The sequence below is a fragment of the Enterobacter sp. MGH 37 genome (assembly GCF_000534515.1).
Classification (GTDB): domain Bacteria; phylum Pseudomonadota; class Gammaproteobacteria; order Enterobacterales; family Enterobacteriaceae; genus Enterobacter; species Enterobacter kobei.
Window position 1 is genome coordinate 1,308,448 of the sequence record NZ_KI973206.1, and the last position, 24,503, is coordinate 1,332,950.

Here is a 24,503-nt window from a genome sequence, read left to right on the forward strand (position 1 = left end):
GGAAAACGTTAGCATCTGCGGCGCGGGAAAATATTCAACTTTTCGTGAAGATTCCCACAGCAGAAAATGATCAGAGGATAATCACTTCAAGCGATACCTGCTGCTGCCACTGCTCCAGCTGCTTTTTCCGTCCGGCGGTAAGTTTGCCGCTGGTGACCAGAAGCCATTTTCGCTCCGGGAAAATCTCCGGAGCCAGCGTGGCAGGGGGAACCGGCAGGATGTCGATCCGGTGACCCTGACCGGTGCGCGTTAAGGCCTCGAGCCAGATCTCGCACGGGTCGTTGAGATGCCAGCCGCTGAGCAGAATATTGTCGCCCGGCGCTTTCTTATCACCTTCGAGACAAAACGAGGTGTAGGCGATGATGATGCCGTCGAGGATCGCGCGCAGGGTCATGGCGGCGGCAACGTTAGCCGAGACCTGGCTGCGCAGCGGACGCAGCACGTTCGCGACCAGCTCTGGTCTTGGGTACTCGCGTCCGGCGTCGTAAATCATCTGGCGCAGGGACTCGACTTTGCCGTCCTGCAGGCGCTGCAGCATGTTCTGCTGCAGGGTTTGCCAGTTGTTGGTCCGCCCCAGCGTCGGGCGTTCCAGCAGCGGTTTGACCTGGCCGATTGGGACGCCTTTTTTGACCCAGTCGAGGATTTTCAGCGCCTGCTGGACGTCCTCATCGCTGTACTGGCGGTGACCGCCTTCCGTGCGCTGTGGCTTGAGTAAACCGTAGCGACGCTGCCACGCCCGGAGGGTAGTGGCGGTAATGCCGCTGAGTCTGGCGAATTCGCCGATGGAGTAAGCCATGTCCGTGTCCAGAGTGGAGGAATACTCTCAATATACTACGAATTTTCCCGAACGGGATGAAGCGCCGAAACGGTGCACTACACTTAACATCCAACCGTGCAAATGAAAGGAATTCTCATGAAGCTATGGCCTGTTGTGACCGGTGTTGCCATTGCGCTGACCCTGGTTGCCTGTAAATCCCCTACGCCGCCGAAAGGCGTGCAGCCTATTACTCATTTTGAAGCCAGCCGCTATCTCGGCAAATGGTACGAAGTCGCGCGCCTTGAAAACCGCTTTGAACGCGGTCTGGAGCAGGTGACCGCCACCTACGGCAAGCGTAGCGACGGCGGTATCAGCGTGCTGAACCGGGGTTACGATCCGGTGAAAAACAAGTGGAATGAAAGTGAGGGGAAAGCGTACTTCACCGGCGAGCCGACCACCGCCGCGCTGAAGGTGTCGTTCTTCGGTCCGTTCTACGGCGGGTATAACGTAATCAAACTGGACGACAAGTACCAGTACGCGCTGGTCAGCGGCCCGAACCGCGATTATCTGTGGATTTTGTCACGCACGCCGACCATCCCGGATGCGGTGAAGCAGGATTACCTGAACACCGCGCGCAGTCTGGGCTTCCGGGTTGACCAACTGGTGTGGGTGAAGCAGTAAAGATCGTGCTTTCTTCGTAGGGTATTACGGACTCGCCTGGATAGACTTCCGTTAAAACCCCAACGGAGGGAAGACGTTATGATCTGGCAGCCTTTTCGTGGTGACGCACCGAAAAACATGACGATTTTCAGTGCGTCCTTTCCCGACGTCAGCGACCAGTGGCCGATGAAAGACGATGCTGCCCGTGAAATCGCTGCGCTCGATCGGGCGCTGAAAGCCGAGCCAGCGCTTCGCCCTCCGCAGGTCGAATATCAGGAAGGGGGGCAGGCCGTGCTCGTCCCGCAGAACCGCTATTCCGAGCAGGCTTTCCGCAACCGTCCGGCGCTTACCGCATGGCGAACCCGGCTGGTGCCTTCCGCGCTGGCGCTGTTTGTGGTGCAAAACCCGCTTGAGGATCGCCTGCCGGACGGCACAAAGATGGACAGCGACAGTCGCCAGTGGTTTATCCACGCGAACGATGCCATCGGCGTGCGCGCCCGCGCCCGGGTGCTTGCCGCGCTGGTGGAGAAGTACATTCACAATGAGAGCGAGAACAACTGGGTCAGCCTGGCAAGCGGCGCCGCCATTCCGGTGCTGGAGGCGCTGCGCGAAGCAAAGTTCGATGGTCAGCAGGTCTATCTCACGCTGGTGGATAAAGACCCCGTGGCGCTTAGCTGGGCCGAAACCATGGCGGCGCAGGAAGGCATTGTGGTGGGCGAACAGCTGACCCTGCTCAGGCGCAACCTGGTGCACACGCTGGTGCGTAACGAGGACCTGCTGCTGGAGCTGGGCGAGCATCAGGCCGAACTAGTCGACGCGCTGGGGATTTTTGAATACTTCAACGACGCCGACGCGGTGATTCTTCTCCAGCGCGCGCTGCGGCTGGTCAAGCCCGGCGGGGCGGTGATTGTCTCAAACATGCTGACCAGCAGCCCGCAGATTGACTTTGTGCTGCGCGGTATCGGCTGGGAGGATATCCACCCGAGGACGCTACAGCAGCTGCAGGATATTCACCTGGCGGCGGGCGTACCGGTGGAAAACGTCACCGTGGTCGTGCCGAAGGACGGGGTGTATGCGGTGATGGAAGTGAGGGTGTAGCACTGTTTATTCCCTCTCCCTGAGGGAGAGGGTTAGGGTGAGGGGGACTGACCGCAAGGAGTGGCTTGAAATTGTTCGGTTTTCCAATCATGATCCCCCCCATGAAAATCGAAACCGCACAACCCTCCCACTTCGAACGCCTGGTCGCGATCTGGGAATCCTCCGTCCGCGCCACCCATCACTTTTTACAGGAAAGCGATATTGCGGCGCTGCGTCCGCTATTGCTCAACGCGTATCTCCCCAACCTCAAGGTCGTGATAGCCCGCGATGACGCAGGCGTTATTCACGGCTTTTTAGGGGTGGATGAAAACCGCATTGAAATGTTGTTTGTGGATGATGCGAGTCGCGGGAAGGGTGTCGGGAAACTGCTGCTTAAACACGCCATCGCAGAGTTCGGCGCGAACGAAGTGGACGTGAATGAGCAGAATCCGCAGGGAGTCGCCTTTTATCGGCATATGGGATTTGAGCAGCTCGGGCGCTCGGAACTTGACGGACAGGGAAATGCGTTTCCGTTGCTGCATATGCGGTTGGGCGGGTAGGCTTAACTCCCTCTCCTTTTGGTAGAGGGAGTTTGCAAGCTAGTTACTGGTAATTTGCCCGATAATGACGCCCCGTATTTTTTCGCCATCAAAGTAATAAGAGACCGTATTACTCTGGATGAATCCATTCTTTACTGGCGTCTCATGATAAAAAAGTACCGCTTTTTGTTTGGCAATCTCACTCTTGCCGAACCATTTAACTAAATTTCCATGAGTCGCATTCAACAATGGAATATTAGCGACTGAGACGCTGACATGTTCTGTTGTTTTCGCACATTCTTTATGGCTGCCATCTTTGGATATGGCCAGCGCTGTGAGCAGTCCTGCTCCCATTTCGTTATCAGAAATAAACCAGTAATTCGTGCCATCGTCGTCATGAAGGCAGACCCAGTGTGCAGAACTGTCTTTTTCAATGAGTGTACTTGTGATATCTGACAGTCGAGATACTTCCATTCGAATGGTTTTTTTGCCGTGGATAATGGCGGGAAAGAGGGGCGCATTTGTGGATTCTTCCGGCGTTGTTCTGTCATCCTGATAATACATGGCCGCGAAACCGGACATCTGGGTTGCCGATGCATATTGAACCAAGAATAAAAGCGCAGCAGAAATCAACAGTACTTTCATTTCGATACCCTAATATGTTGCCCGGTTATTCCATTCGTCAGTATAGAGAATGTTTCCATCGCAATATTTCCAGGTAATCTTCTCGTAACGGAGTTGGATCTCTTCAAGATGCGTACTTGTCAATCCGGTGGGGTGCAACAGAGGGGATATAGAGGTGATCTTGACATTCTCCATTATCATATTGAAATACTCACTTTCAACACCCTGGTCCAGGATTCGATACATTTTCAAAACTGCTTTTTGGAACGTTCTCCCTTCACACATAGCACGATACAAGACAGGTGTTGCAGCATCAAATTCCTTATGCAAGTTTAACGGGGAATGAACTCTTGTACCTGTCAAACGACCTGTATTCGAGTTTTCAGGTATCCATACTTGATGGTTAACTGAACGGATTTCAAAAGATCCTAATCTCGTTGGCAGTAATGATGGACCAACTACGGGCGAACCATTTTCATCAAACAACCACAGATGAGCGGGATTTGACATAATTTACTCCTGTTAAATAGTAATTATCTTTTTTTACGTAGAAGAATGCAGAGTCCTACAATAACTACAAATGACCATATTGCATTCATTGCGATTTTTTCGGGTAGCCAGGTTACGGCAAATAATGCAAATATTATGACGAATAGAAGGGGGGTTGCGCCTCTTAGGAAGAATATGAATTGACCTTTTAACCAGTCTTTAATAGCTTTAATCATCCCTTTATCATCCTTGAAATCGCATATGCAATGTCGTTGTCTGAAGCATAAGCTTGGTTAAGCACAGGGGATCTCATTATTATGGGTTCAATCAAGAAAAACATCATTTCAAGTTCTTCCTGGTAAAGTAGATTGTAATAATAAGCATTATAGTTTTTTAGATAGCTGGCGCTTCTGGATGCCTGCTCAACGATACCATAGGCTTTTAAACCAAGAACGGCATAAGTAGAAAACGAAGTGATCTTTTCTTTCATCCAAATGTTGGTATGAACACTACTACAAATTGCAATAGTTGCAGAGTATATAAAAGCCTGACTGGATAGCATCGATGATGAAATTGATACACCTAAACGCATAAGATTTTTTTGTATATTATGTATCCTTTTTTCACTCTTGTTAGTTAATAAGCTTTTAATATAAATGTAGAGCATCTTATAGATAACGTCCCTGTGTTTTATCAACTGAACAATACCTATCAAAAATCTTGAGTCTTCTTTGCGTAATCGTAAACATACATCCTGATAGTTTTCAGTAAAGCACGAAAGCTGATAGCTTAATCGCGTTGCCCCATCATCTATCAGTTGCGCTTGCTTTAAGACTTCATCTTTTACGCCTGTTAAGGCGTGCTCTAACTTTAAAGCCAATATTTTATGTGCATCTATTGATGTTATTAATGAGTCGCTATAATACATATCGCACCCTATAACAATAAACATAGGCACAAGTTTCTATTAATATTGGCGTTCTGCTGTGATGCATATCGCAATAGTTTATCTTCAATAAAAAATACAGGGATTTTAACCTTTGCATTATATTTACTATGAATGATTATTGGCTATTAATTTAGATATTGTATGAGCGTGAGAATGAGGGCGTTAGATCCGTTATAGATTAGTTTAATAGCCGTATGGCCGATAAAGGCGAAATTGGGTGCCGCGAGCGGAGCGTAACTACGAGTGTTGCTTGGAGATTGTAGCGATCTCTCACTGTAAATCTGATGTCTCCTTTCCTGGCCAACTATCCGGAATTTCCGGATAGTTGAATGCTGATCAATTTCGCCATCAGAAAATCTATTTATAAGATGCTAATTGATGGTTCCAACACGGAGACTGGGTTGCGTCTTCCTGTGCATGTCGTGTTCACATCCACATCGTCTAAAGCACCAGGCAGGTTGTATGCCAGAAACCGCCGCTAAGCCAGGTGGTTTGTATTTGATTTTGCGAGGTGCTTTCCAGGATGCTGGATTTGAATCGCTGCGAGTGCATTCTCTATCTCAACGAGCTTTGCTTTGGTCCGTTTATAATCGTCCTGCAACCGCTGCTCCTGCTCGCTATACGCCACCAGAACGATGCAACCTTTCATCACCTTGACCGTGACCTGCTGTCCGGTATCAAAGCCTGCGGCACGCAGCCACTTGCCAGACAGAATGATATTGGGCGTGGATTTGTCGAAAACATTCGGGCGGTATCCCACAATTAACGAACGCTCGGTTCCGGATTGGTCGGTGTCTGGGGTAGAATGCGAATCAGCCATAATCAACTCCTTGATAGTTGGTGAGGTTAGCTCTCGTCCGGTATTGCGAGTACCTGGCGAGGGCGTTTCAATTTGAGGTTTTCGTATGTTAAGGTACGTACCTCAATGAAGATATCTTGCTCCTGTAGGTACGTACATGTCAACAGCTAAACGAGACCCTAACAAATCTAAATCCGGAAAAGCACCGACTTTTCAGATTCGCATTACGCCAGAGTTGAAGGCCCAGTTTGAGGCTGCTGCAAAGGAGGAGGGGATGAGTTTGGGGAATTGGTTAAAAACTTTAGGTCGTGATGAACTGAAACGCAAAGGCATAATCCCTGTAAAATAATGCCTAATTTGATAACCTAATAATTTATTTGGATTATGAAATGAATAATCTAGAGCTTAAGACACAATTAACAGCAATATTCAAGTCACGTAATGCAGGTCCATTTTTATTTATAGGTTCAGGTTTTTCTAGAAGATACCTAGGATTATGTGATTGGAAATCCCTTCTAGAAAAATATTGTATTTTTGGTAAACCGTTCGAATATTATTTAGCTACTGGTGATTCTACTTATCCAACTGCCGCAAGACTTATTGCAGAAGACTTTAATCAAGAATGGTGGCAGGACGCTCGTTTTGCAAGTAGTAGGGAAAAGTATCATAAGAAGGTAGTTGATAAAACATCCGCACTGCGTTTTGAAATTTGTGAATATTTAACAAATGCTCTCGATGTTTCTCTTACAGAAAGCAAGTACTACAATGAAATAAAATTGCTTTCAAATTTAAATGTTGATGGGATAATTACAACAAACTGGGACTGTTTCCTGGAGCAGCTATTTCCAGATTACAAGGTTTATACAGGCCAAAATGAGTTGTTATTTTCAAATCCTCAATCAATAGCTGAAATTTATAAAATACATGGAAGTGCCCATAAGCCAAAATCACTAATTATGACCGATACTGATTATCATGAGTTTAATTTGAAAAATCCGTATCTTGCAGCGAAGTTAATAACTATTTTTGTTGAGCATCCTGTGGTTTTTATTGGTTATTCACTGTCGGATAAAAATATTACGTCCTTACTTAGCGCCATATCAACATGTATTGGCCCTCAAAATGTAGAACAATTGCAGCATAATCTAATTTTTGTTGAAAGAGATGAGGGTTTAACCGATTGTTCAATATCAAACACTTACACATCAATTGACGGAGTTCAAATTCCAATAACACTAATAAGGACAGATGATTTTATTCCAATATTTGAATCTATTGATGAAAATAAAAGAAAAATTCCAGCGCGAATTCTTAGATATTGTAAGGAGCAACTTTACAATTTAGTTCAATCGAATGAGCCTGAAAAAAAGATTTGTGTTGTGGATATAGATGAAGTCGAAAAACATGCTGATGTTGAATTTATTGTCGGTGTGGGGGTTGCCGAAGCAAAGAGAAAAGAAATTGAAGTTGGAAGTTGCGGTTATACTCAAATTAGCAGCATAGACTTATTTGATGACTTACTGCATGATAATAAAAAATATGATCCGAATGCGATTATTGGCAGCGTAATTCCATCTGCAGGTAGATATAGTCCAAATATTGTAGTGTTTAAATATCTTTCCACTATTGGTATCAAAAACCAGAAAGAGTATTTAGATTCTGGTTTACCTTTAGATAAATGGGTGAATCGGACAGCTATTAGTTATCAGTCCTCAAATTATTTGAGGGCTTTTGTGAAGAAATTTAAAGATAAAGATACCTCTTATATTATTAACCATTCGACACCGGAGTCGGCCGCGATTTATCTTCCTTTCCTTTGGGATAAATTAGAGCTGGATGTAGCGAAGGAATTCCTCATTCAGCATCAAGAAAAGCTTAATAACGAAAACTCAAGCTATTCAAGTTACTTTAGGAAGTTAGCATGCTTATACGATAGGCTTACTCATGGTTGGTAGATGAGCATTTTTGGCGGAAGATCACAGGAGTCGAACCTGCCCGGGAACGCTGGCGTCCCCAACTGGATTTGAAGTCCAGCCACCTCACCGGAGATGACGATCTTCCGCGCCTGCATTGCTACATGGAGGCGGGGCGCATTATAGCTACTTTCAGGCATTTACCACATACCCCGACACACTTTTTTCACCTCTCTTTTGACCTGTACCCCCCTGTTTCAGTTAATTCTTAAGAAAATCCTCAGGTTAGCGTTTTGTGCTCTCCGACATTTACCGCGATCACAAAAAACAAGAAACGTAATCTGCTAACCAGAAAACGCAATACCCGCTCATGAAACAATGGTTTAAAACCAATGTAACCGGTCTCAGCGCCCCCTACAGCGTGAAGGATGAATAAAAGATGAGCGAAGTATTGTCAGTAAAAGAGAAGATTGGCTACGGCATGGGAGACGCCGCCAGCCACATCATTTTTGATAACGTCATGTTGTATATGATGTTTTTCTACACCGATATTTTCGGCATTCCCGCCGGGTTTGTCGGCACCATGTTCCTGCTCGCCCGTGCGCTGGATGCAATCTCCGACCCATGTATGGGGCTGATTGCCGACCGCACCCGCAGCCGCTGGGGCAAGTTCCGCCCGTGGATTTTGTTCGGCGCCATCCCGTTCGGCATCGTCTGCGTGCTGGCCTATACCACGCCGGATCTCAGCCTCAACGGCAAAATGGTGTATGCCGCCATTACCTATACGCTGCTGACCCTGCTCTATACCGTGGTTAACATCCCGTACTGCGCATTGGGCGGGGTGATCACCAACGACCCGACGCAGCGTATCTCCCTGCAATCCTGGCGCTTCGTGCTGGCGACGGCGGGCGGCATGCTCTCCACGGTGCTGATGATGCCGCTGGTGAACCTGATCGGCGGCGACGATAAAGCGTTCGGCTTCCAGGGCGGGATCGCCGTCCTGTCGGTGGTCGCGTTCCTGATGCTGGCGTTCTGCTTCTTCACCACCAAAGAGCGCATCCAGGTGCCGCCGAGCACCACCGCCATGCGGGAAGATCTGCGCGACATCTGGCGGAACGATCAGTGGCGCATCGTTGGCGTGCTGACCATCCTCAACATCCTCGCCGTCTGCGTGCGCGGCGGCGCGATGATGTACTACTGCACCTGGATCATGGGCTCGCCGGAAGTGTTCGTCGCGTTCCTCACCACCTACTGCGTCGGCAACCTGATCGGCTCCGCGCTGGCGAAACCGCTCACCGACTGGAAGTGTAAGGTCAGCATCTTCTGGTGGACCAACGCCGCGCTGGCGGTGGTCAGCGTAGCGATGTTCTTTGTGCCGATGCATGCCACCGTGGTGATGTTCGCCTTTATCTTCGTCATCGGCGTGCTGCACCAGCTGGTGACGCCGATCCAGTGGGTGATGATGTCCGATACCGTCGACTATGGCGAATGGACCAACGGCAAACGTCTGACCGGGATCAGCTTTGCGGGCACGCTGTTCGTGCTGAAGCTTGGCCTGGCGCTGGGCGGGGCGATGATCGGCTGGATGCTGGCAGGCGGCGGCTACGACGCGGCAGCCAAAACCCAGAACAGCGCGACCATCAGCATCATTATCGGCCTGTTTACCCTGGCCCCGGCGGTCTGCTACGTGTTGAGCGCCATTATCGCCAAACGCTACTACACGCTGAAAACCCCCTTCCTGACCAAAATCCTGGGCGAGCTGGCGCAGGGTGCGCGCCGCAATCAGCAGGAGTTTGAAAACCTGCCGGTCAGCAAAGAATTGCAGAACTAAGAGGACGAAAGCATGAAAATCAGTGATGGAAACTGGCTTATTCAACCGGGTCTGAACGTGACGTATCCGGTTCAGGTGTTCGACGTGGAACAGCAGGGCAATGACCTGGTGGTGTACGTGGCGCCGCGCGACGTGCGTGAGCGCACCTGGCAGCTCGACACGCTCATGTTCACGGTGCGCCTGTTTGCCCCGCAGGAGGGGATTGTGGGGGTGCGCATCGAGCACTTCCAGGGTGCGCTGGACAACGGCCCGCACTACCCGCTGAACGTGCTGAAAGACGTGAAGGTCGAGATTGAAAACAAAGCGGAATTTGCCGAGCTGAAAAGCGGAAGCGTCAGCGTGCGCGTGACCAAAGGGGAGTTCTGGGCGCTGGACTTCCTGCGCAACGGCCAGCGCATTACCGGCAGCCAGCTGAAAAACAACGGTTACGTGCAGGACACCAACACCGATCGCAACTACCTGTTTGAACGTCTCGACCTCGGCGTGGGCGAAACGGTCTACGGTCTGGGCGAGCGCTTCACCGCCCTGGTGCGCAACGGCCAGACGGTCGAAACGTGGAACCGCGACGGCGGCACCAGCACCGAGCAGTCCTACAAAAACATCCCGTTTTATCTGACCAACCGCGGCTACGGCGTGCTGGTGAATCACCCGGAAAATGTCTCGTTCGAAGTGGGTTCGGAGAAAGTCTCCAAAGTGCAGTTCAGCGTCGAAGGGGAGTATCTGGAGTACTTCGTGATCGACGGCCCGACGCCAAAAGAGGTGCTCAACCGCTATACGCGGTTCACCGGACGCCCGGCGCTGCCGCCCGCGTGGTCGTTCGGCCTGTGGCTGACCACGTCGTTCACCACTAACTACGATGAGGCGACGGTTAACAGCTTTATCGACGGCATGGCCGAGCGCGATCTGCCGCTGCACGTCTTCCACTTCGACTGCTTCTGGATGAAGGCCTTCCAGTGGTGCGACTTCGAGTGGGACCCGGTGACCTTCCCGGATCCGGAAGGGATGATCCGCCGCCTGAAGGAGAAAGGGCTGAAGGTCTGCGTGTGGATTAACCCGTACATCGGCCAGAAGTCGCCGGTATTTCGCGAACTGAAAGAGAAGGGCTACCTGCTCAAGCGCCCGGACGGCTCCCTGTGGCAGTGGGACAAGTGGCAGCCGGGGCTGGCAATTTATGACTTCACTAACCCGGAAGCGTGCCGGTGGTATGCCGACAAGTTGAAAGGCCTGGTGGACATCGGCGTCGACTGCTTTAAGACCGACTTCGGCGAGCGCATCCCGACGGACGTGCAGTGGTTTGACGGATCCGATCCACAGAAGATGCATAACCATTACGCCTACATCTACAACGCGCTGGTGTGGAACGTGCTGAAAGAGACCGTGGGTGAGCAAGAGGCGGTGCTGTTTGCCCGCTCGGCGTCCGTGGGCGCGCAGCAGTTCCCGGTTCACTGGGGTGGTGACTGCTACGCCAACTATGAGTCGATGGCGGAAAGTCTGCGCGGCGGGCTGTCGATCGGTCTGTCCGGCTTTGGGTTCTGGAGCCACGATATCGGCGGATTCGAAAACACCGCCCCGGCGCACGTCTACAAGCGCTGGTGCGCGTTCGGGCTTTTATCCAGCCACAGCCGCCTGCACGGCAGTAAATCTTACCGCGTGCCGTGGGCGTATGATGACGAGTCCTGCGACGTGGTGCGCCACTTTACGCAGCTGAAGTGCCGGATGATGCCGTATCTGTACCGTCAGGCGGCGCTGGCGCGCGAGTGCGGTACGCCGATGCTGCGGGCGATGATGCTGGAGTTCCCGGACGATCCGGCGTGCGATTATCTTGACCGCCAGTACATGCTGGGGGATGCGGTGATGGTCGCGCCGGTGTTCTCAGAGGAGGGCGATGTACAGTTCTGGCTACCTGAAGGACGCTGGACGCACCTGTGGCATAACGACGAAATTCAGGGTAGCCGCTGGCATAAGCAACAGCACGACTTCCGCAGCCTGCCAGTCTATGTGCGCGATAACACCCTGCTGGCGCTGGGCAATAACAGCCAGAAACCAGACTATGCGTGGAACGAGGGCACGGCCTTCCAGCTGTTTAACCTGGAGGATGGCGCAACGGCGGTGAGTGAAGTGCCTGCGGCGGACGGCGCGGTGGCGTTTACGCTGAAAGCGTCACGAGAGGGCGATACCGTGACCCTGACCGGCGTGGGTGAGGCGCGAAACTGGTCGGTGTGCTTGCGCAACGTGCAGAAGGTGGTCGGCGTGAAAGGCGGTTCACATGCGGGAAGCGAGTGGGGCGTGGTGGTAAAAGCGGAGGGGAATGAGGTGGTGGTTCACCTCTGAGCGGTAAAAATGCCCGGTGGCGCTTCGCTTACCGGGCCTACGGTAATTATGCGGTCTGATGCCCTCACCCTGACCCTCTCCCACAGGGAGAGGGAATAAAACCGCCACCCGGCTTATTTATTGCACGGGTGTTGAAACAATGCCACCCGTCATCGTCTGCTCTACCTGTTGTTTATCCATATTCACCGCGCTCAGCTTGCCGTTCACCGTCGGCTTCAGCGGCGCATTGGCCTGCACGCTGCCGCTGGCGGTGAGTTGAATATTGCCGTCGCCCGTCACCGGTAGCGCTGGCCAGCCCCACTGCTGCAGCACGTTGAGCGGCACGCCGCGCCCGTTAAGGCTGACGGTGGTTTGCCGTTGCGGCAACTGCGAAACCGTCGCCGTCGCTTCCAGAATGCCTTTCTCGGTAAATGCGCTCAGGTCGGTAATGTTCACCGTGGCGGCGTTGGCATTCAACGCCAGCGACGGACGGCGCACGTCCACGCGGTTAAAGGTCGCCGCCGCGCCGTTCAGGGTTGCGCTGCCGCTCCACACGCCCCACTGGCGGTCTTTCACCAGCTGCAGGTTGGCACCGTAGCCATCCAGGGAGGTGATCTGCCACGGGAAGGCGGGATCGATGTCGATCACCAGGTTGCGGCTCAGGCCGAATTTTTGCAGCGTGACGCTGTTCAGCCATTCCGGTAGCGGCTCCATCCACAGCGTTTTCCAGTTCTGCGGCAGGGTGTACTCCAGACCGGCGATGGCGACATCGTCCAGCACCAGCGCTTTGCCGTCGCGCAGCCAGTTGCCGGAGGTGCGCACCATGCCGCCTTCCCAGCGGGAGGTAAACTGGCGCAGCGCCATACCCTGCGGGGAAAACTCTGCGTTCAGGATCGGGTCAAACAGATGCAGCGAGCCGTAGATAAACTCGCTGGCGTTCATGGACAAACGCCCGTCCTGACTTTGCCAGTCGCCTTTGCTTATCGTCAGGTTGCGCAGGCTTAAATCGAGATCGGTCACCGCCCAGTCCGGGCCCTGCAGCCGGGCGTCGGTGACCTCCAGACGGCCTATTTGCAGAGAAGGGAGGGTGGCCAGCGGGGCAAAGAAGGCTGTCAGCGTGTTGTCGCTCTGCAGGCGGATCTCATTCAGACGCAGGGTATCGATAACCCAGCTTCCGTCGGCGTTACGCAGGGCGGAGCCGGTGAGCGAACCGCGCGCCATATCGGCACCGATGGTGTTCAGCACCACCTCCTTACCGTTAAGCTGGCCCTCAATTAACACGTTGGTGGCCGGGACGCCGTTAAGGGTCAGCGAGCCTGCGCTCATCTGAATCTGCGCGTTTTTCCCCAGCACGTTGCCTGCTTCCGGCTGCCATGGGCTGACGCCGCCCGTCACCTTCTGCGCGCTCAGATCCCATTCGGTATTCGGGCTGTTAAAGGCCATGTTGCTCAGTTGAAGACGATCGGCCTGCAAGGGCAGCGGTGCCGTCTGCGGCGAGAGGTTCAGCGTGCCATCGAAAAGGGTAATGGTGTCCATATGCAGCGGATCGGTCACCTGACGGCTGCTCAGGCCGATATCAACTTTTTTGGCTACCAGCGTGGCAGGTTTACCGTCCCGCCCGAAGGTGACGTTTTCCAGAATAAGATGGGAAGGCGACGAAAAGCGGTGATTCATCTTGTCGAAACTGAGTTCGTAATCGGTATTCACCGTCACCCAGCTGCTGACCTGAGCCGCGCCCCAGCGGGTCTGGAGCAGAATATAGAGCGCCAGTATCACAATGAGCAGGGCTACCAGAAGATAGACGAGCAGCTTTCCAATAAATTTCATGGTCTTCCATCCCGCAAACGTACATAAGGGAGTTATGCACGATTTATGCGCAATCCTCAAGGCGGGAATGGTGTAAATAGATGTCACGGCAGGCATTGACTGCCTGCCGTGAAGGGGATCAGTTCTTTTCAGGCGGGAAAACGAGGTTCAGCACAATAGCGGTGATACCGCCCGCGGCGATGCCGGAAGAGAGCAGGTTTTTCACCCAGTCAGGGGCAAACTGCAGGATCAGCGGTTGCTGAGAAACGCCCAGACCCACGGCCAGCGACAGCGCGATAATCATGATCGCCCGGCGGTTCAGCGGTTCGCGGGAGACGATACGCACCCCGGACGCTGCGATAGTCCCGAACATCACCAGCGTTGCGCCACCCAGCACCGGTTCAGGAATGTGCTGCACAAAGCCGCTCACCGCCGGGAACAGGCCGAGGACGATCAGCATCAGCGCCACCACAAAACCCACGTAGCGGCTGGCGACGCCGGTCAGCTGGATCACGCCGTTGTTCTGGCCGAAGCAGGAGTTCGGGAAGGTATTGAATACCGCAGAAACAAACGAGTTCAGGCCGTTCGCCAGCACGCCGCCTTTCAGGCGCTTCATGTACAGCGGGCCGGACACCGGCTGCTCGGAGACGTCGGAGGTAGCGGTGATATCGCCGATGGTCTCCAGAGAGGTGATCATAAAGACCAGCATCAGCGGCAGGAGCAGACCCCAGTCAATGCCCAGACCGTAGTACAGCGGCGTGGGGACGGTGATCAGCGCGCTGTTGGTCGGTACGGTGTTCTCCGGCAACATGCCCAGCGCCCACGCCAGCAGATAACCGGCTGCCATGGCGATCACCAGAGAAGCCACGCGCAGGTAAGGGTTACGCTGGCGGTTAAGCAGAATAATGATCGCCAGCACGACGCCCGCCAGCAGCAGGTTTTTCGGCGCGCCGAAGGTATGGTCGCTCATTGCGGCATAGCCGCCGCCGATGGAGGTGAGGCCGACCTGAATCAGCGACAGGCCGATAATCATCACCACCACGCCGGAGACCAGCGGGGTAATGACGCGGCGCGCCAGATGCAGCACGCGGGAGATGACCATCTCCGTGCAGCTTGCCAGCATCAGGGTGCCGAACAGCGCCGCCATCATGGTCGGGACATCCGCACCGCCGGTTTTCAGGGCTGTGCCGCCCATGATCAGCGGTGCCACGAAGTTAAAGCTGGTACCCTGGATCGACAATAATCCCGACCCCACCGGACCCCACGCTTTAATTTGAATAATTGAGGCCACGCCAGAGGCGAAGAGGGACATACTGATGATGTGCTGCGTATCCTGCGCCGGTAAACCGAGCGCCTGGCAGATCAGCAGCGCCGGGGTGATCACCGCGACAAACATCGCCAGAAGATGCTGGCAGGCCGCGAAAAGCGTCTGAGGCAGTGGCGGGCGATCTTCAAGGCGGTAAATCAGTTCGCTATTTTGCTTCTGCGCAATCGGTTGCGCATCAGGCGACTCTATGGTGTTAACGGACATCGGCGGCAATCCCACGGTGGAAAAGCGGGCATTTTATCTGACCACCTGGTAAAAGCAAACGATTGCCAGCAAAAAAAGGGAAGAAAATCTGCCGTTGTGAGCAGGTTTTCTACAACCCGTCGGGAAAAAAAATTACACTTTTTGCGCCGGTGGCTCATGAAGAGCGCAAACCGGCCAGGATAACGCCGCGTGTGTATGGAACACGCGCATAACAGGAGCCTTTTATGATTCATCTCGATACGTTGTCGACCCTTGTTGCCGCAACGCTGGTTCTGCTGCTTGGTCGCAAGCTGGTACACAGTGTTTCCTTTCTGAAAAAGTACACCATTCCTGAACCTGTCGCCGGTGGTTTGCTGGTGGCGCTGGCCCTGCTGGTACTGAAAAAAAGCATGGGCTGGGAAATTGATTTTGATATGTCCCTGAAAGATCCGCTGATGCTGGCCTTCTTTGCCACCATCGGCCTGAACGCCAACCTGGCGAGCCTGCGCTCTGGCGGTAAGGTGCTCGGCGTATTTCTGATTGTGGTGGTGGGACTGCTGCTGATGCAAAACGCTATTGGCATCGGCATGGCGACGCTGCTGGGGCTGGATCCGCTGATGGGTCTGCTGGCAGGTTCGATTACCCTCTCAGGCGGCCATGGTACCGGAGCCGCGTGGAGTAAGCTGTTTATCGAGCGTTACGGCTTTGAAAACGCAACGGAAGTGGCGATGGCCTGCGCAACCTTTGGCCTGGTGCTGGGTGGCCTGATTGGCGGCCCGGTGGCCCGTTATCTCGTTAAACATTCCACCACGCCGAATGGCAGACCGGACGATGAAATGGTGCCCACCGCGTTCGAAAAGCCGGATGTCGGGCGCAGCATCACCTCGCTGGTACTGATTGAAACCATCGCGATGATTGCCATCTGCCTGACCGTGGGCAAAGTGGTTGCGCAATGGCTGGCGGGTACAGCGTTTGAACTTCCGACCTTTGTCTGCGTGTTGTTTATCGGGGTCATTCTGAGCAACGGTCTGGCGCTGATGGGCTTCTACCGCGTGTTTGAACGTGCGGTATCGGTGCTCGGTAACGTCTGTCTGTCGCTGTTCCTGGCGATGGCGCTGATGAGCCTCAAACTGTGGGAGCTGGCCTCGCTGGCGCTGCCGATGGTGGCGATTCTGGCGGTGCAGGCACTGTTTATGGCACTGTACGCCATGTTCGTGACCTGGCGCCTGATGGGGAAAAACTACGATGCAGCGGTGCTGGCAGCGGGTCACTGCGGGTTTGGTCTGGGGGCAACCCCAACGGCTATTGCCAACATGCAGGCGATCACCGAACGGTTTGGGCCATCGCACATGGCGTTTCTGGTGGTGCCAATGGTCGGGGCGTTCTTTATTGATATCGTCAACGCGCTGGTGATTAAGCTGTACCTGATGCTGCCGATGTTTGCCTGAGATCAGGCGTTGGAATAGCGCTCGGTTTCCGGCATCCAGCGCTCAATTAACGCTGCCGCCTGTTCGGGGTAGCGTTCATGAATATGGCGTGCGAGGCGCTGAACTTCCGGGATCATGGCCTGATCGCGCAGCAAATCCGCCACCTTAAATTCGGCATTTCCCGTCTGACGCGTGCCCAGCAATTCGCCCGGGCCGCGTATCTCAAGGTCTTTTTGTGCAATCACAAAACCGTCGTTGCTGTCGCGCAGCACCTGCAAACGCATCTGGGCAGTTTTTGAGAGCGGCGCTTTATAGAGCAGCACGCAGTGGGAGGCCACTGCGCCACGCCCAACGCGCCCACGCAGCTGGTGGAGCTGAGCAAGGCCAAGACGCTCCGGGTTTTCGATGATCATCAGGCTGGAGTTGGGGACGTCGACGCCCACTTCAATAACCGTCGTCGCGACCAGTAAATGCAGCTCACCCTGTTTGAACGCCTGCATCACCGCCTGTTTTTCGGCAGGCTTCATGCGCCCGTGAACCAGACCCACGTTTAGCTCCGGCAGCGCCAGCTTTAGCTCTTCCCACGTTGCTTCAGCAGCCTGCGCTTCAAGCAGTTCTGACTCTTCAATCAGGGTGCAGACCCAATAGGCCTGACGCCCTTCGTGGGTACAGGCGTTGCGCACGCGGTCGATGATATCGCTGCGGCGCGTATCCGGTATGGCGACCGTCGTGACCGGCGTACGCCCCGGCGGCAGTTCATCGATGGTGGAGGTATCCAGATCGGCATAGGCGGTCATCGCCAGGGTGCGCGGGATTGGCGTGGCGGTCATGATCAGCTGATGCGGATGGAAGCCCTGCTGTAGCCCTTTTTCCCACAGCGCCAGACGTTGATGCACGCCGAAGCGGTGCTGTTCGTCGATAATCACCAGCGCAAGGCCGTTAAACAGTACCTGCTCCTGGAAGATAGCGTGTGTGCCGACAATCATCTGCACCTGGCCGCTGGCGATGGCTTCCTGCTGCGCAAGACGCGCTTTGCCTTTTTGCTTCCCGGCAAGCCAGCCTACCTCAATCCCGAGCGGCGCGAACCAGGCGCGGAAATTATTGGCGTGCTGTTCAGCCAGCAGCTCAGTCGGCGCCATCAGCGCCACCTGTTTACCGTGGGCAATCGCGCGCAGTGCTGCCAGGGCGGCAACCAGCGTTTTACCGGACCCGACGTCGCCCTGCACCAGGCGCATCATCGGCACGTCGAGGGCCATATCGCGTTCAATCTCGGCCGTTACGCGCGCTTGTGCGCCGGTCGGCTTAAACGGCAGAGAGGCCAGCAGCTTATCTTTGAGCGCATCATTCTGGCTTAACGGCTGAGCGTGGAAACGCTGCGCGCCTGCGCGAAGCGCCAGCATGCTCAGGTTATGTGCCAGTAATTCCTCAAGGATAAGACGCCGTTGTGCGGGATGTTTGCCGCTTTCTAAATCGCTGAGCTGTAATGTGGGTGGTGGACGATGCAGTGTGCGCAATGCCTCGGGCAGGCTCATCATGCCCTGTGCCAGCTCGGGGGGCAGAAGTTCGGTAATCGCGCAGGTATCCAGCAGCTCCAGCGCCTGATCGGTGAGTTTACGCAGCGTTGCCTGCTTAATGCCTTCAGTCGTCGGGTAAACCGGCGTAAGCGTCTCCTGCAGTTCCGGTGTGCTGAGGTCGCCCTGCACGCGGTACTCCGGGTGGATCATCTCTGCGCCGTATTTACCGCGTTTGGCTTCGCCATAGGCCAGCACTCGGCGGCCTGTCGCCAGGCTGTTTTTCATCGCTGCGCTGAAGTTGAAAAAACGCATGGTGAGAATGCCGGTACCGTCGCTGATCTGACAGGTCATCATCCGGCGTCCACCAAACGTGATGTTGCAGTTCAGGACTTCGCCTTCAACGGTGGCGTAAATGGCAGGCAGCAGATCGCCAATTTTGTAGAGCTGAGTGCGGTCTTCGTAACGCAGAGGGAGGTGCAGGAGGAGATCCTGCACGGTATGCAGGCCAATTTTTGCCAGCTTACTGCTTTGCGCCGCGCCCACGCCCGTCAGGCTATTGAGCGGAATGGCATCCAGCAGGCGGCCTTTCATCATTTACCCGGCGTACTGCATGGTGGACCACCACTCGGCATCGGCTTCAATTTCGCCCTGCGCGTTGACGTGGGGGTAAGGCAATTTTTTCTGCTTCGCGACGCGAGCCAGCACCGGATAACCGCCTTCAAATAGCAGGCGCTGCTGTTCCTCTTCAGGCAGCATACTGTTGCTGCGCTCGTACATTCCGGCGTTCTGGCGCTGGCGCTGCGCTTCATACAGAATCAGCGCAGAGGCAACCGACACGTTCAGAGACTGAACCATACCGATCATCGGGATGATGATGTCCTGATCCGCCAGATCCAGCGCTTCCTGGGTGATCCCGGTTTTCTCCTGCCCCATCAAAATGCAGGTTGGGCGGGTGTAGTCGATCTCGCGGAAATCTACAGCTTTAGCAGAAAGGTGAGTCGCAAGAACCTGCATACCGCGGCCTTTCAGGTGCGATACGGCTTCACCAATCGTCTGATGCGTTTTGACGGATACCCAGCTGTTGCTGCCTGCGGCAGCAGACACCATGTTTCGCATGCGGGTGCCCGGCCAGACGGCGTGCACTTCATGTACGCCGACGGCGTCTGCGGTACGAACGATAGCAGAGACGTTATGAGGCTTATGAACCTGCTCCATGCAGACCGTCAGGTCAGGCTGACGCCTGGCGAGCATTTCGCAGATACGTGTATAACGTTGTGAATTCATAAACCTAGTTTCGGTTTCGGGTAACTTTAATCACGTCCGGCATGACGCGGATCTTGCGCATAATATTCGCCAGATGCACGCGGTCGCGGGCGGTCAGACGAATAAAGGCGCTATAAACGCGGCCGTCTTTTTCTTCCGTATTCAGGCTCTGAATGTTGGACGAGGCCGTGTTGATCGCTGCCGTCAGGTTTGCCAGGGCGCCCTGGTGATTGAACATATCCACCTTAATTTCGGTGATAAATTCCTGCGCCGTCTCTTTGTCCCACTCGACCGCCATAAACTTCTCGGCTTCTTTCTGGTAGCCGCGAATGTTACGACAGGATTCATGGTGGATAACCAGCCCTTTGCCGGGGCTGACGTGCGCAATAATCGGGTCACCTGGGATTGGACGGCAACATTTCGCGAAGGTGATCAGCACCCCGTCCGCGCCTTTGATTGGCAGATGAGCGTGGCCGGATGCGCCTGGAGCAGAAGGTATCGCTTCGCCCTGCTGCAGGTTTTTCGCCACCACGACGCTCATGGCGTTACCGAGACCAATTTCCGCCAGCAGATCGTCCAGAGACGTGAGCTTCATGCGGTCGAGTTCGCGCTGGATATGCTCTGGTGGAATTTCAGCCAGCTTACGGCTACCACCCAGCGCGTGGTTGAGCAGACGGCGTCCCAGGCTGACGGAGTCGTCGCGCTTGAGGTTTTTCAGCAACTGGCGGATTTTGGCGCGCGCTTTGGAGCTCACCACAAAGTTCAGCCAGGCCGCGTTCGGACGTGCGCCCGGTGCGGTAATAATTTCTACCGTCTGGCCGCTGGAGAGCGGCTGAGACAGCGGGTAAGGCTGTCTGTCGACGCGTGCGCCCACGCAGGCATGCCCGATATCGGTATGTACTGCGTAAGCAAAGTCGACCGGCGTTGCGCCCGCAGGCAGTTCGACAATGCGACCTTCTGGGGTGAAAACGTAAATCTCATCCGGGAAGAGATCGGATTTCACGCTCTCGATAAATTCAAAGGAGCTACCCGCACTCTGCTGCAGTTCCAGCAGGCTCTGCATCCAGCGCTGGGCGCGGATCTGTGCAGTCGTGCTGCTTTCGCCACCGTGCTCTTTATACGCCCAGTGAGCGGCGACACCCATCTCTGCCATCTGGTCCATGTCTTCGGTGCGGATCTGCACTTCGACAGGCACGCCGTGTGGACCGATCATCGAGGTATGCAAAGATTGATAGCCGTTCGCTTTTGGAATGGCGATGTAATCTTTCATGCGTCCCGGACGCGGTTTGTAGAGGCTGTGCATCTGCCCCAGCACGCGATAGCAGGTATCGGCATCGTGGACGATCACGCGGAACGCGTAAATATCCATGATCGAGTGAAAACGCTGCTCTTTGAGCACCATTTTGCAGTAGATCGAGTACAGATGTTTCTCGCGACCGCTGACGCGGCACGGAATGCCCGCTTCCTGTAAACGCCCTTCAATTTCCGAGAGGATCTTTTGAATCATCTCTTTACGGTTACCGCGTGCGGCTTTCACCACCTCTTTAATGACGCGATAGCGGTTCGGGTATAACGCTTCAAAACCCAGCTCTTCCAGCTCGGTTTTAATGTGGTGAATACCTAAACGGTGCGCCAGCGGACTGTAAATTTCCAAGGTTTCACGAGCAATGCGGCGACGCTTGTCCGGGCGAAGTGAGCCCAGCGTGCGCATGTTGTGGGTACGGTCAGCGAGTTTGATGAGAATGACGCGGATATCCTGCACCATCGCCATAATCATCTTGCGGAAGTTTTCGGCTTGCGCCTCTTTCTTGTCGCGGAATTTCAGCTTATCAAGCTTAGAGACCCCTTCCACCAGTTCGGCAACGCTTTTGCCAAACAGCTGTTCCATATCCTGGTAGGTGGCAGGGGTATCTTCGATCACGTCATGCAGCAGAGCAGCCATCAGCGTTTCGTAGTCGAGTTTCATCTCGGCCAGAATGCAGGCTACCGCAACAGGGTGCGTGATGTAGGGTTCACCGCTTGAACGTGTCTGGCCCTCGTGAGCGTCACGTGCAACGAGATACGCCTGCTGAAGACGCTTAATCTGGTCTTCAGGCAGGTAGGTTTGAATCAGTTGATTCAGGCTTTCAAACAGATACAAGGGCGACCCGCAGGTTTAATTAACGACGACCTTCAGCAATGGCGGTTACGGCCTGCAGTTCTGCGGCTTCCTGCTCTTGCTGCTCCTGGCGCTCACGCACGTCGAGGATCTGGTTGTTGATCAGACCTTCTTCGATTTCGCGAAGTGCAATAACGGTGGTTTTATCGTTTTCTTCCGGTACCAGCGGATCTTTACCGCCTACCTGCATCTGACGAGCGCGACGCGCGGCGACCAGTACCAGGTCAAAACGGTTACCAATTTTCTCTACAGCGTCCTGAACAGTTACGCGTGCCATACTTAAAATGCTCCACAGGTGAAGAAATGACTGGGCATGATACTGAAAGTGGGTTCAGTCTGCCAACAGTTTGGTGATTAATGCGTCATGTCGCTGCTTCTGGCGGCTCATACGCAGACGTTCTGCGCGAAGGATGGTTTTGAGATCGCTCAGCGCGGCATCAAAATCATCATTCACAATAAGGTAATCATATTCCGCGTAATGGCTCATTTCTGCAACTGCCTGGGCCATACGCTTTGCAATCACGTCTTCGCTGTCCTGACCGCGGCCACGCAGACGGCGATCCAGCTCATCTTTCGATGGCGGTAAAATAAAGATACTGCGTGACTCCGGCATTTTCTTACGAATTTGCTGTGCGCCCTGCCAGTCGATATCCAGGAAGACATTCACGCCCGTGGCCAGAACCTGCTCAATGGTTTCACGCGAGGTACCGTAGTAGTTACCAAATACTTCAGCGTGTTCAAGGAACGCATCCCTGGCGATCATCGCTCTGAACTCGTCGTGATCCACAAAGAAATAGTGTTCACCGTGCACTTCACCCGGACGCGGCTGACGCGTGGTGTGAGAAACAGATACCTGTGTGTCGTACAACGGTTGGGTTTTTAACAGTGCCTGAATAAGGCTGGATTTACCCGCGCCACTAGGGGCAGAAACAATATAAAGCGTGCCTTGAGCCATGAGAGTCTTTTGTATGTGTTAGCGAAGAAGTCCTACATACGGGCTTATTATACACGTCGGCGCAGTGTGACGTAGCCTTTGTCACACTTTTTCCCCTGGATTATTGAATTTTGCGTACCGTTTTCAGGTTTTACCCGCGGTTTGCTGCAATAAAAATGAATACTGGATAGCGTCTCGCATGATGAGAAGTTGTTATTAGCCATGTTTCTCACGTCAGGTTATACCTCCGGCATTGCAAAGGAGGGGTAGCGATGTGGCGATGGATAAGCGGGTTAATGCTGTTGTGGTGTGGTTATGGGGCGGCGGTGTTTCCGGTGTGGTCACAGGCTAAAGCCGGAAAAGAGATTGCATCCTTAAGCGCACAGATCAAACGCTGGGATGAAGCCTACTGGAAGCAGGGCGTCAGCGAGGTCAACGACGAGGTATACGACCAGCTCAACGGACGCTTAGCCCAGTGGCAGGGCTGTTTTGGCCAGGATCTCTCAGAGAACACATTACCTGCGCTGACGGGAAGCGTAAAACATCCTGTTGCCCATACGGGGGTGCATAAGGCCGCCAGCAAAGAAGCGCTAGGTCAGTGGATGCGAGGCCAGAAAAATCTCTGGATGCAGCCAAAAGTCGACGGCGTGGCGGTGACGCTGGTGTATCGCAACGGAAAGCTCGCCCAGGCTATCAGTCGCGGTAATGGGTTAAAAGGTGAGGACTGGACCGCTCGCGTGCGTTTGATTCCGTCAGTGCCTAAAGAGGTATCCGGCGCGCTGGCAAACAGCGTCCTGCAGGGAGAGCTTTTCTGGATGCGCGAGAATCACGTTCAGCGTCAGATGGGCGGAATGAATGCACGCGCAAAAGTGGCGGGGGCGATGATGCGGCAGAACGACGGTGCGCTTCTGAACCAGACAGGAATATTTATCTGGGCCTGGCCGGATGGGCCGAAAGAGATGGAAAGTATGCTTTCGGCGCTGTCCGGAGCTGGGTTTTCCCTGACGGCGCTCTATACCCTGCCCGCCCGAACGGTTGATGAAGTTGAAAAGCAGCGTTTGGCCTGGCAAAACACAGCCTTACCCTTTGCCACGGATGGCATTGTGGTTCGGTCCGCGGAGTCGCCTTCAGGGGAGCGCTGGCTGCCTGGCGAAGGCAACTGGGTCATGGCGTGGAAATATCCGCCAGTTGCGCAGGTTGCTGAGGTCAGGGATATTCATTTTTCAGTTGGGCGTACGGGTAAAATTTCCGTCGTGGCGGCGCTGGAGCCGGTGCAACTGGATGATAAACAGGTACAGCGGGTGAGCCTGGGGTCGGTTGGACGCTGGCAGAGGCTGGATATTGCCCCTGGCGATCAGATCCAGGTGAGCCTTGCCGGGCTGGGTATCCCACGGTTTGATAAGGTTATCTGGCGAGGGACGGACAGACAAAAACCAGAACCACCGGCCTCGCGTTTTCACTCCCTGAGCTGTTTTTATGCTTCGCCAGAGTGTATGGAACAGTTCTTCGCCCGGTTGACGTGGCTCAGTTCTAAGCAGGTATTCAACATTGAAGGATTAGGCGAGTCAGGCTGGCGAACACTCTGGCAGGCGCATCGTTTTGAACATCTCTTCTCATGGCTGCTCTTAACGCAGGCGCAGCTCCAGTCTACGCCGGGGTTTTCTCCAGCGCGGGGGCTGGCGCTCTGGCATCGCTTCAACCTGGTACGTGAACAACCTTTTATCCACTGGATGATGGCGTTGGGTGCGCCATTGCCACAAGCCTCGCTGAAGGCGTTGGGGGATATGTCATGGCAACAGATGCGTGAACGCAGCGCAAAGGCGTGGCAGGCCTTGCCGGGTACGGGGGAAGAGAGGACGCGGCAGATCGTGAGCTGGATAAATGCACCAGAGATTGATGTGCTGGTCCGGTGGCTTGCCCGGCAGCACATCAACGGTTTCTGA

21 protein-coding genes and 1 tRNA gene are annotated in these 24,503 nt (G+C 54.2%); 9 read left to right on the forward strand and 13 right to left on the reverse strand.

All coding sequences use genetic code 11. The features are described 5' to 3' along the window. Positions 1-70 precede the first annotated feature (70 nt). Positions 71-796, reverse strand: coding sequence for a MerR family transcriptional regulator (locus L383_RS05085; protein ID WP_014881955.1), 726 nt, complete (start codon positions 794-796; stop codon positions 71-73). A gap of 117 nt (positions 797-913) precedes the next feature. Between L383_RS05085 and L383_RS05080 the strand changes: the two genes are divergently transcribed. The 3 genes from L383_RS05080 to L383_RS05070 all read left to right on the forward strand — a co-directional run bounded on the left by L383_RS05080 (position 914) and on the right by L383_RS05070 (position 3,054). After that, positions 914-1,438 (forward strand): lipocalin family protein, encoded by a 525-nt coding sequence (locus L383_RS05080; protein WP_014881956.1) that lies wholly within the window; start codon positions 914-916, stop codon positions 1,436-1,438. Positions 1,439-1,516: 78 nt separating this feature from the next. Continuing rightward, positions 1,517-2,515, forward strand: a complete 999-nt coding sequence (locus L383_RS05075) for a class I SAM-dependent methyltransferase (RefSeq protein WP_023331703.1) — start codon at positions 1,517-1,519, stop codon at positions 2,513-2,515. 101 nt (positions 2,516-2,616) lie between these two features. Next, complete coding sequence (locus L383_RS05070; RefSeq protein ID WP_032629789.1) at positions 2,617-3,054, forward strand: acetyltransferase; 438 nt, start codon at positions 2,617-2,619, stop codon at positions 3,052-3,054. Positions 3,055-3,093: 39 nt separating this feature from the next. On the opposite strand, the gene L383_RS05065 is transcribed toward L383_RS05070, so the two are convergent. The 4 genes from L383_RS05065 to L383_RS05045 all read right to left on the reverse strand — a co-directional run bounded on the left by L383_RS05065 (position 3,094) and on the right by L383_RS05045 (position 5,915). Continuing rightward, entirely contained in the window at positions 3,094-3,678 is a 585-nt protein-coding gene (locus tag L383_RS05065) for a hypothetical protein (RefSeq protein ID WP_023331705.1), read from the reverse strand. 9 nt (positions 3,679-3,687) lie between these two features. Beyond that, on the reverse strand, positions 3,688-4,167 hold the full coding sequence (locus tag L383_RS05060; RefSeq protein WP_014881960.1) for an Hcp family type VI secretion system effector: 480 nt from the start codon (positions 4,165-4,167) through the stop codon (positions 3,688-3,690). 211 nt (positions 4,168-4,378) lie between these two features. Next, positions 4,379-5,074 (reverse strand): hypothetical protein, encoded by a 696-nt coding sequence (locus tag L383_RS05050; RefSeq protein WP_023331706.1) that lies wholly within the window; start codon positions 5,072-5,074, stop codon positions 4,379-4,381. A 499-nt stretch (positions 5,075-5,573) separates the two neighbouring features. After that, on the reverse strand, positions 5,574-5,915 hold the full coding sequence (locus L383_RS05045; RefSeq protein WP_023331707.1) for a SymE family type I addiction module toxin: 342 nt from the start codon (positions 5,913-5,915) through the stop codon (positions 5,574-5,576). A 136-nt stretch (positions 5,916-6,051) separates the two neighbouring features. Here L383_RS05045 and L383_RS25335 point away from each other — a divergent pair, with 136 nt between their 5' ends. Further along, positions 6,052-6,243, forward strand: coding sequence for a toxin-antitoxin system HicB family antitoxin (locus L383_RS25335; RefSeq protein WP_023331708.1), 192 nt, complete (start codon positions 6,052-6,054; stop codon positions 6,241-6,243). Positions 6,244-6,283: 40 nt separating this feature from the next. After that, the gene (locus tag L383_RS05040) at positions 6,284-7,849 is read left to right on the forward strand and encodes an SIR2 family protein (protein WP_023331709.1); all 1,566 of its coding nucleotides are present in this window, start codon (positions 6,284-6,286) and stop codon (positions 7,847-7,849) included. Positions 7,850-7,860: 11 nt separating this feature from the next. Here the strand turns inward: L383_RS05040 and L383_RS05035 are convergent. Next, positions 7,861-7,955: transfer RNA gene (locus L383_RS05035), tRNA-Sec, on the reverse strand. 291 nt (positions 7,956-8,246) lie between these two features. Between L383_RS05035 and L383_RS05030 the strand changes: the two genes are divergently transcribed. After that, a complete protein-coding gene (locus L383_RS05030) occupies positions 8,247-9,638 on the forward strand; it encodes a glycoside-pentoside-hexuronide family transporter (RefSeq protein WP_023331710.1) in 1,392 nt (463 codons plus the stop codon). A gap of 12 nt (positions 9,639-9,650) precedes the next feature. Continuing rightward, complete coding sequence (yicI, locus tag L383_RS05025) at positions 9,651-11,969, forward strand: alpha-xylosidase (RefSeq protein WP_023331711.1); 2,319 nt, start codon at positions 9,651-9,653, stop codon at positions 11,967-11,969. A 117-nt stretch (positions 11,970-12,086) separates the two neighbouring features. On the opposite strand, the gene L383_RS05020 is transcribed toward yicI, so the two are convergent. After that, positions 12,087-13,775, reverse strand: coding sequence for an AsmA family protein (locus tag L383_RS05020; protein WP_032629635.1), 1,689 nt, complete (start codon positions 13,773-13,775; stop codon positions 12,087-12,089). 118 nt (positions 13,776-13,893) lie between these two features. Further along, positions 13,894-15,285: a xanthine/proton symporter XanP gene (gene xanP / locus L383_RS05015; RefSeq protein ID WP_023331713.1), complete on the reverse strand. Its 1,392-nt coding sequence runs from the start codon at positions 15,283-15,285 to the stop codon at positions 13,894-13,896. A 224-nt stretch (positions 15,286-15,509) separates the two neighbouring features. Here xanP and gltS point away from each other — a divergent pair, with 224 nt between their 5' ends. Further along, positions 15,510-16,712: a sodium/glutamate symporter gene (gltS, locus tag L383_RS05010; RefSeq protein ID WP_014881973.1), complete on the forward strand. Its 1,203-nt coding sequence runs from the start codon at positions 15,510-15,512 to the stop codon at positions 16,710-16,712. Positions 16,713-16,714: 2 nt separating this feature from the next. Here gltS and recG read toward each other — a convergent pair whose 3' ends face one another. The 5 genes from recG to gmk are packed head-to-tail and all read right to left on the reverse strand — an operon-like array spanning position 16,715 to position 22,581. Next, positions 16,715-18,796, reverse strand: coding sequence for an ATP-dependent DNA helicase RecG (gene recG / locus L383_RS05005; RefSeq protein ID WP_032629793.1), 2,082 nt, complete (start codon positions 18,794-18,796; stop codon positions 16,715-16,717). Positions 18,797-18,799: 3 nt separating this feature from the next. After that, positions 18,800-19,489 carry a tRNA (guanosine(18)-2'-O)-methyltransferase TrmH gene (trmH, locus tag L383_RS05000; protein WP_014881975.1) on the reverse strand — a complete coding sequence of 230 codons (690 nt, stop codon included), beginning with the start codon at positions 19,487-19,489 and terminating at the stop codon, positions 18,800-18,802. Between the two features lie 4 nt (positions 19,490-19,493). Beyond that, a complete protein-coding gene (gene spoT, locus L383_RS04995) occupies positions 19,494-21,608 on the reverse strand; it encodes a bifunctional GTP diphosphokinase/guanosine-3',5'-bis pyrophosphate 3'-pyrophosphohydrolase (RefSeq protein ID WP_014881976.1) in 2,115 nt (704 codons plus the stop codon). Between the two features lie 19 nt (positions 21,609-21,627). Then, positions 21,628-21,903, reverse strand: a complete 276-nt coding sequence (gene rpoZ / locus L383_RS04990) for a DNA-directed RNA polymerase subunit omega (RefSeq protein WP_000135058.1) — start codon at positions 21,901-21,903, stop codon at positions 21,628-21,630. Between the two features lie 54 nt (positions 21,904-21,957). After that, positions 21,958-22,581, reverse strand: a complete 624-nt coding sequence (gene gmk / locus L383_RS04985; protein WP_014881977.1) for a guanylate kinase — start codon at positions 22,579-22,581, stop codon at positions 21,958-21,960. Between the two features lie 251 nt (positions 22,582-22,832). On the opposite strand from gmk, the gene ligB reads away from it, so the two are divergent. After that, on the forward strand, positions 22,833-24,503 hold the full coding sequence (ligB, locus tag L383_RS04980; protein ID WP_023331716.1) for an NAD-dependent DNA ligase LigB: 1,671 nt from the start codon (positions 22,833-22,835) through the stop codon (positions 24,501-24,503).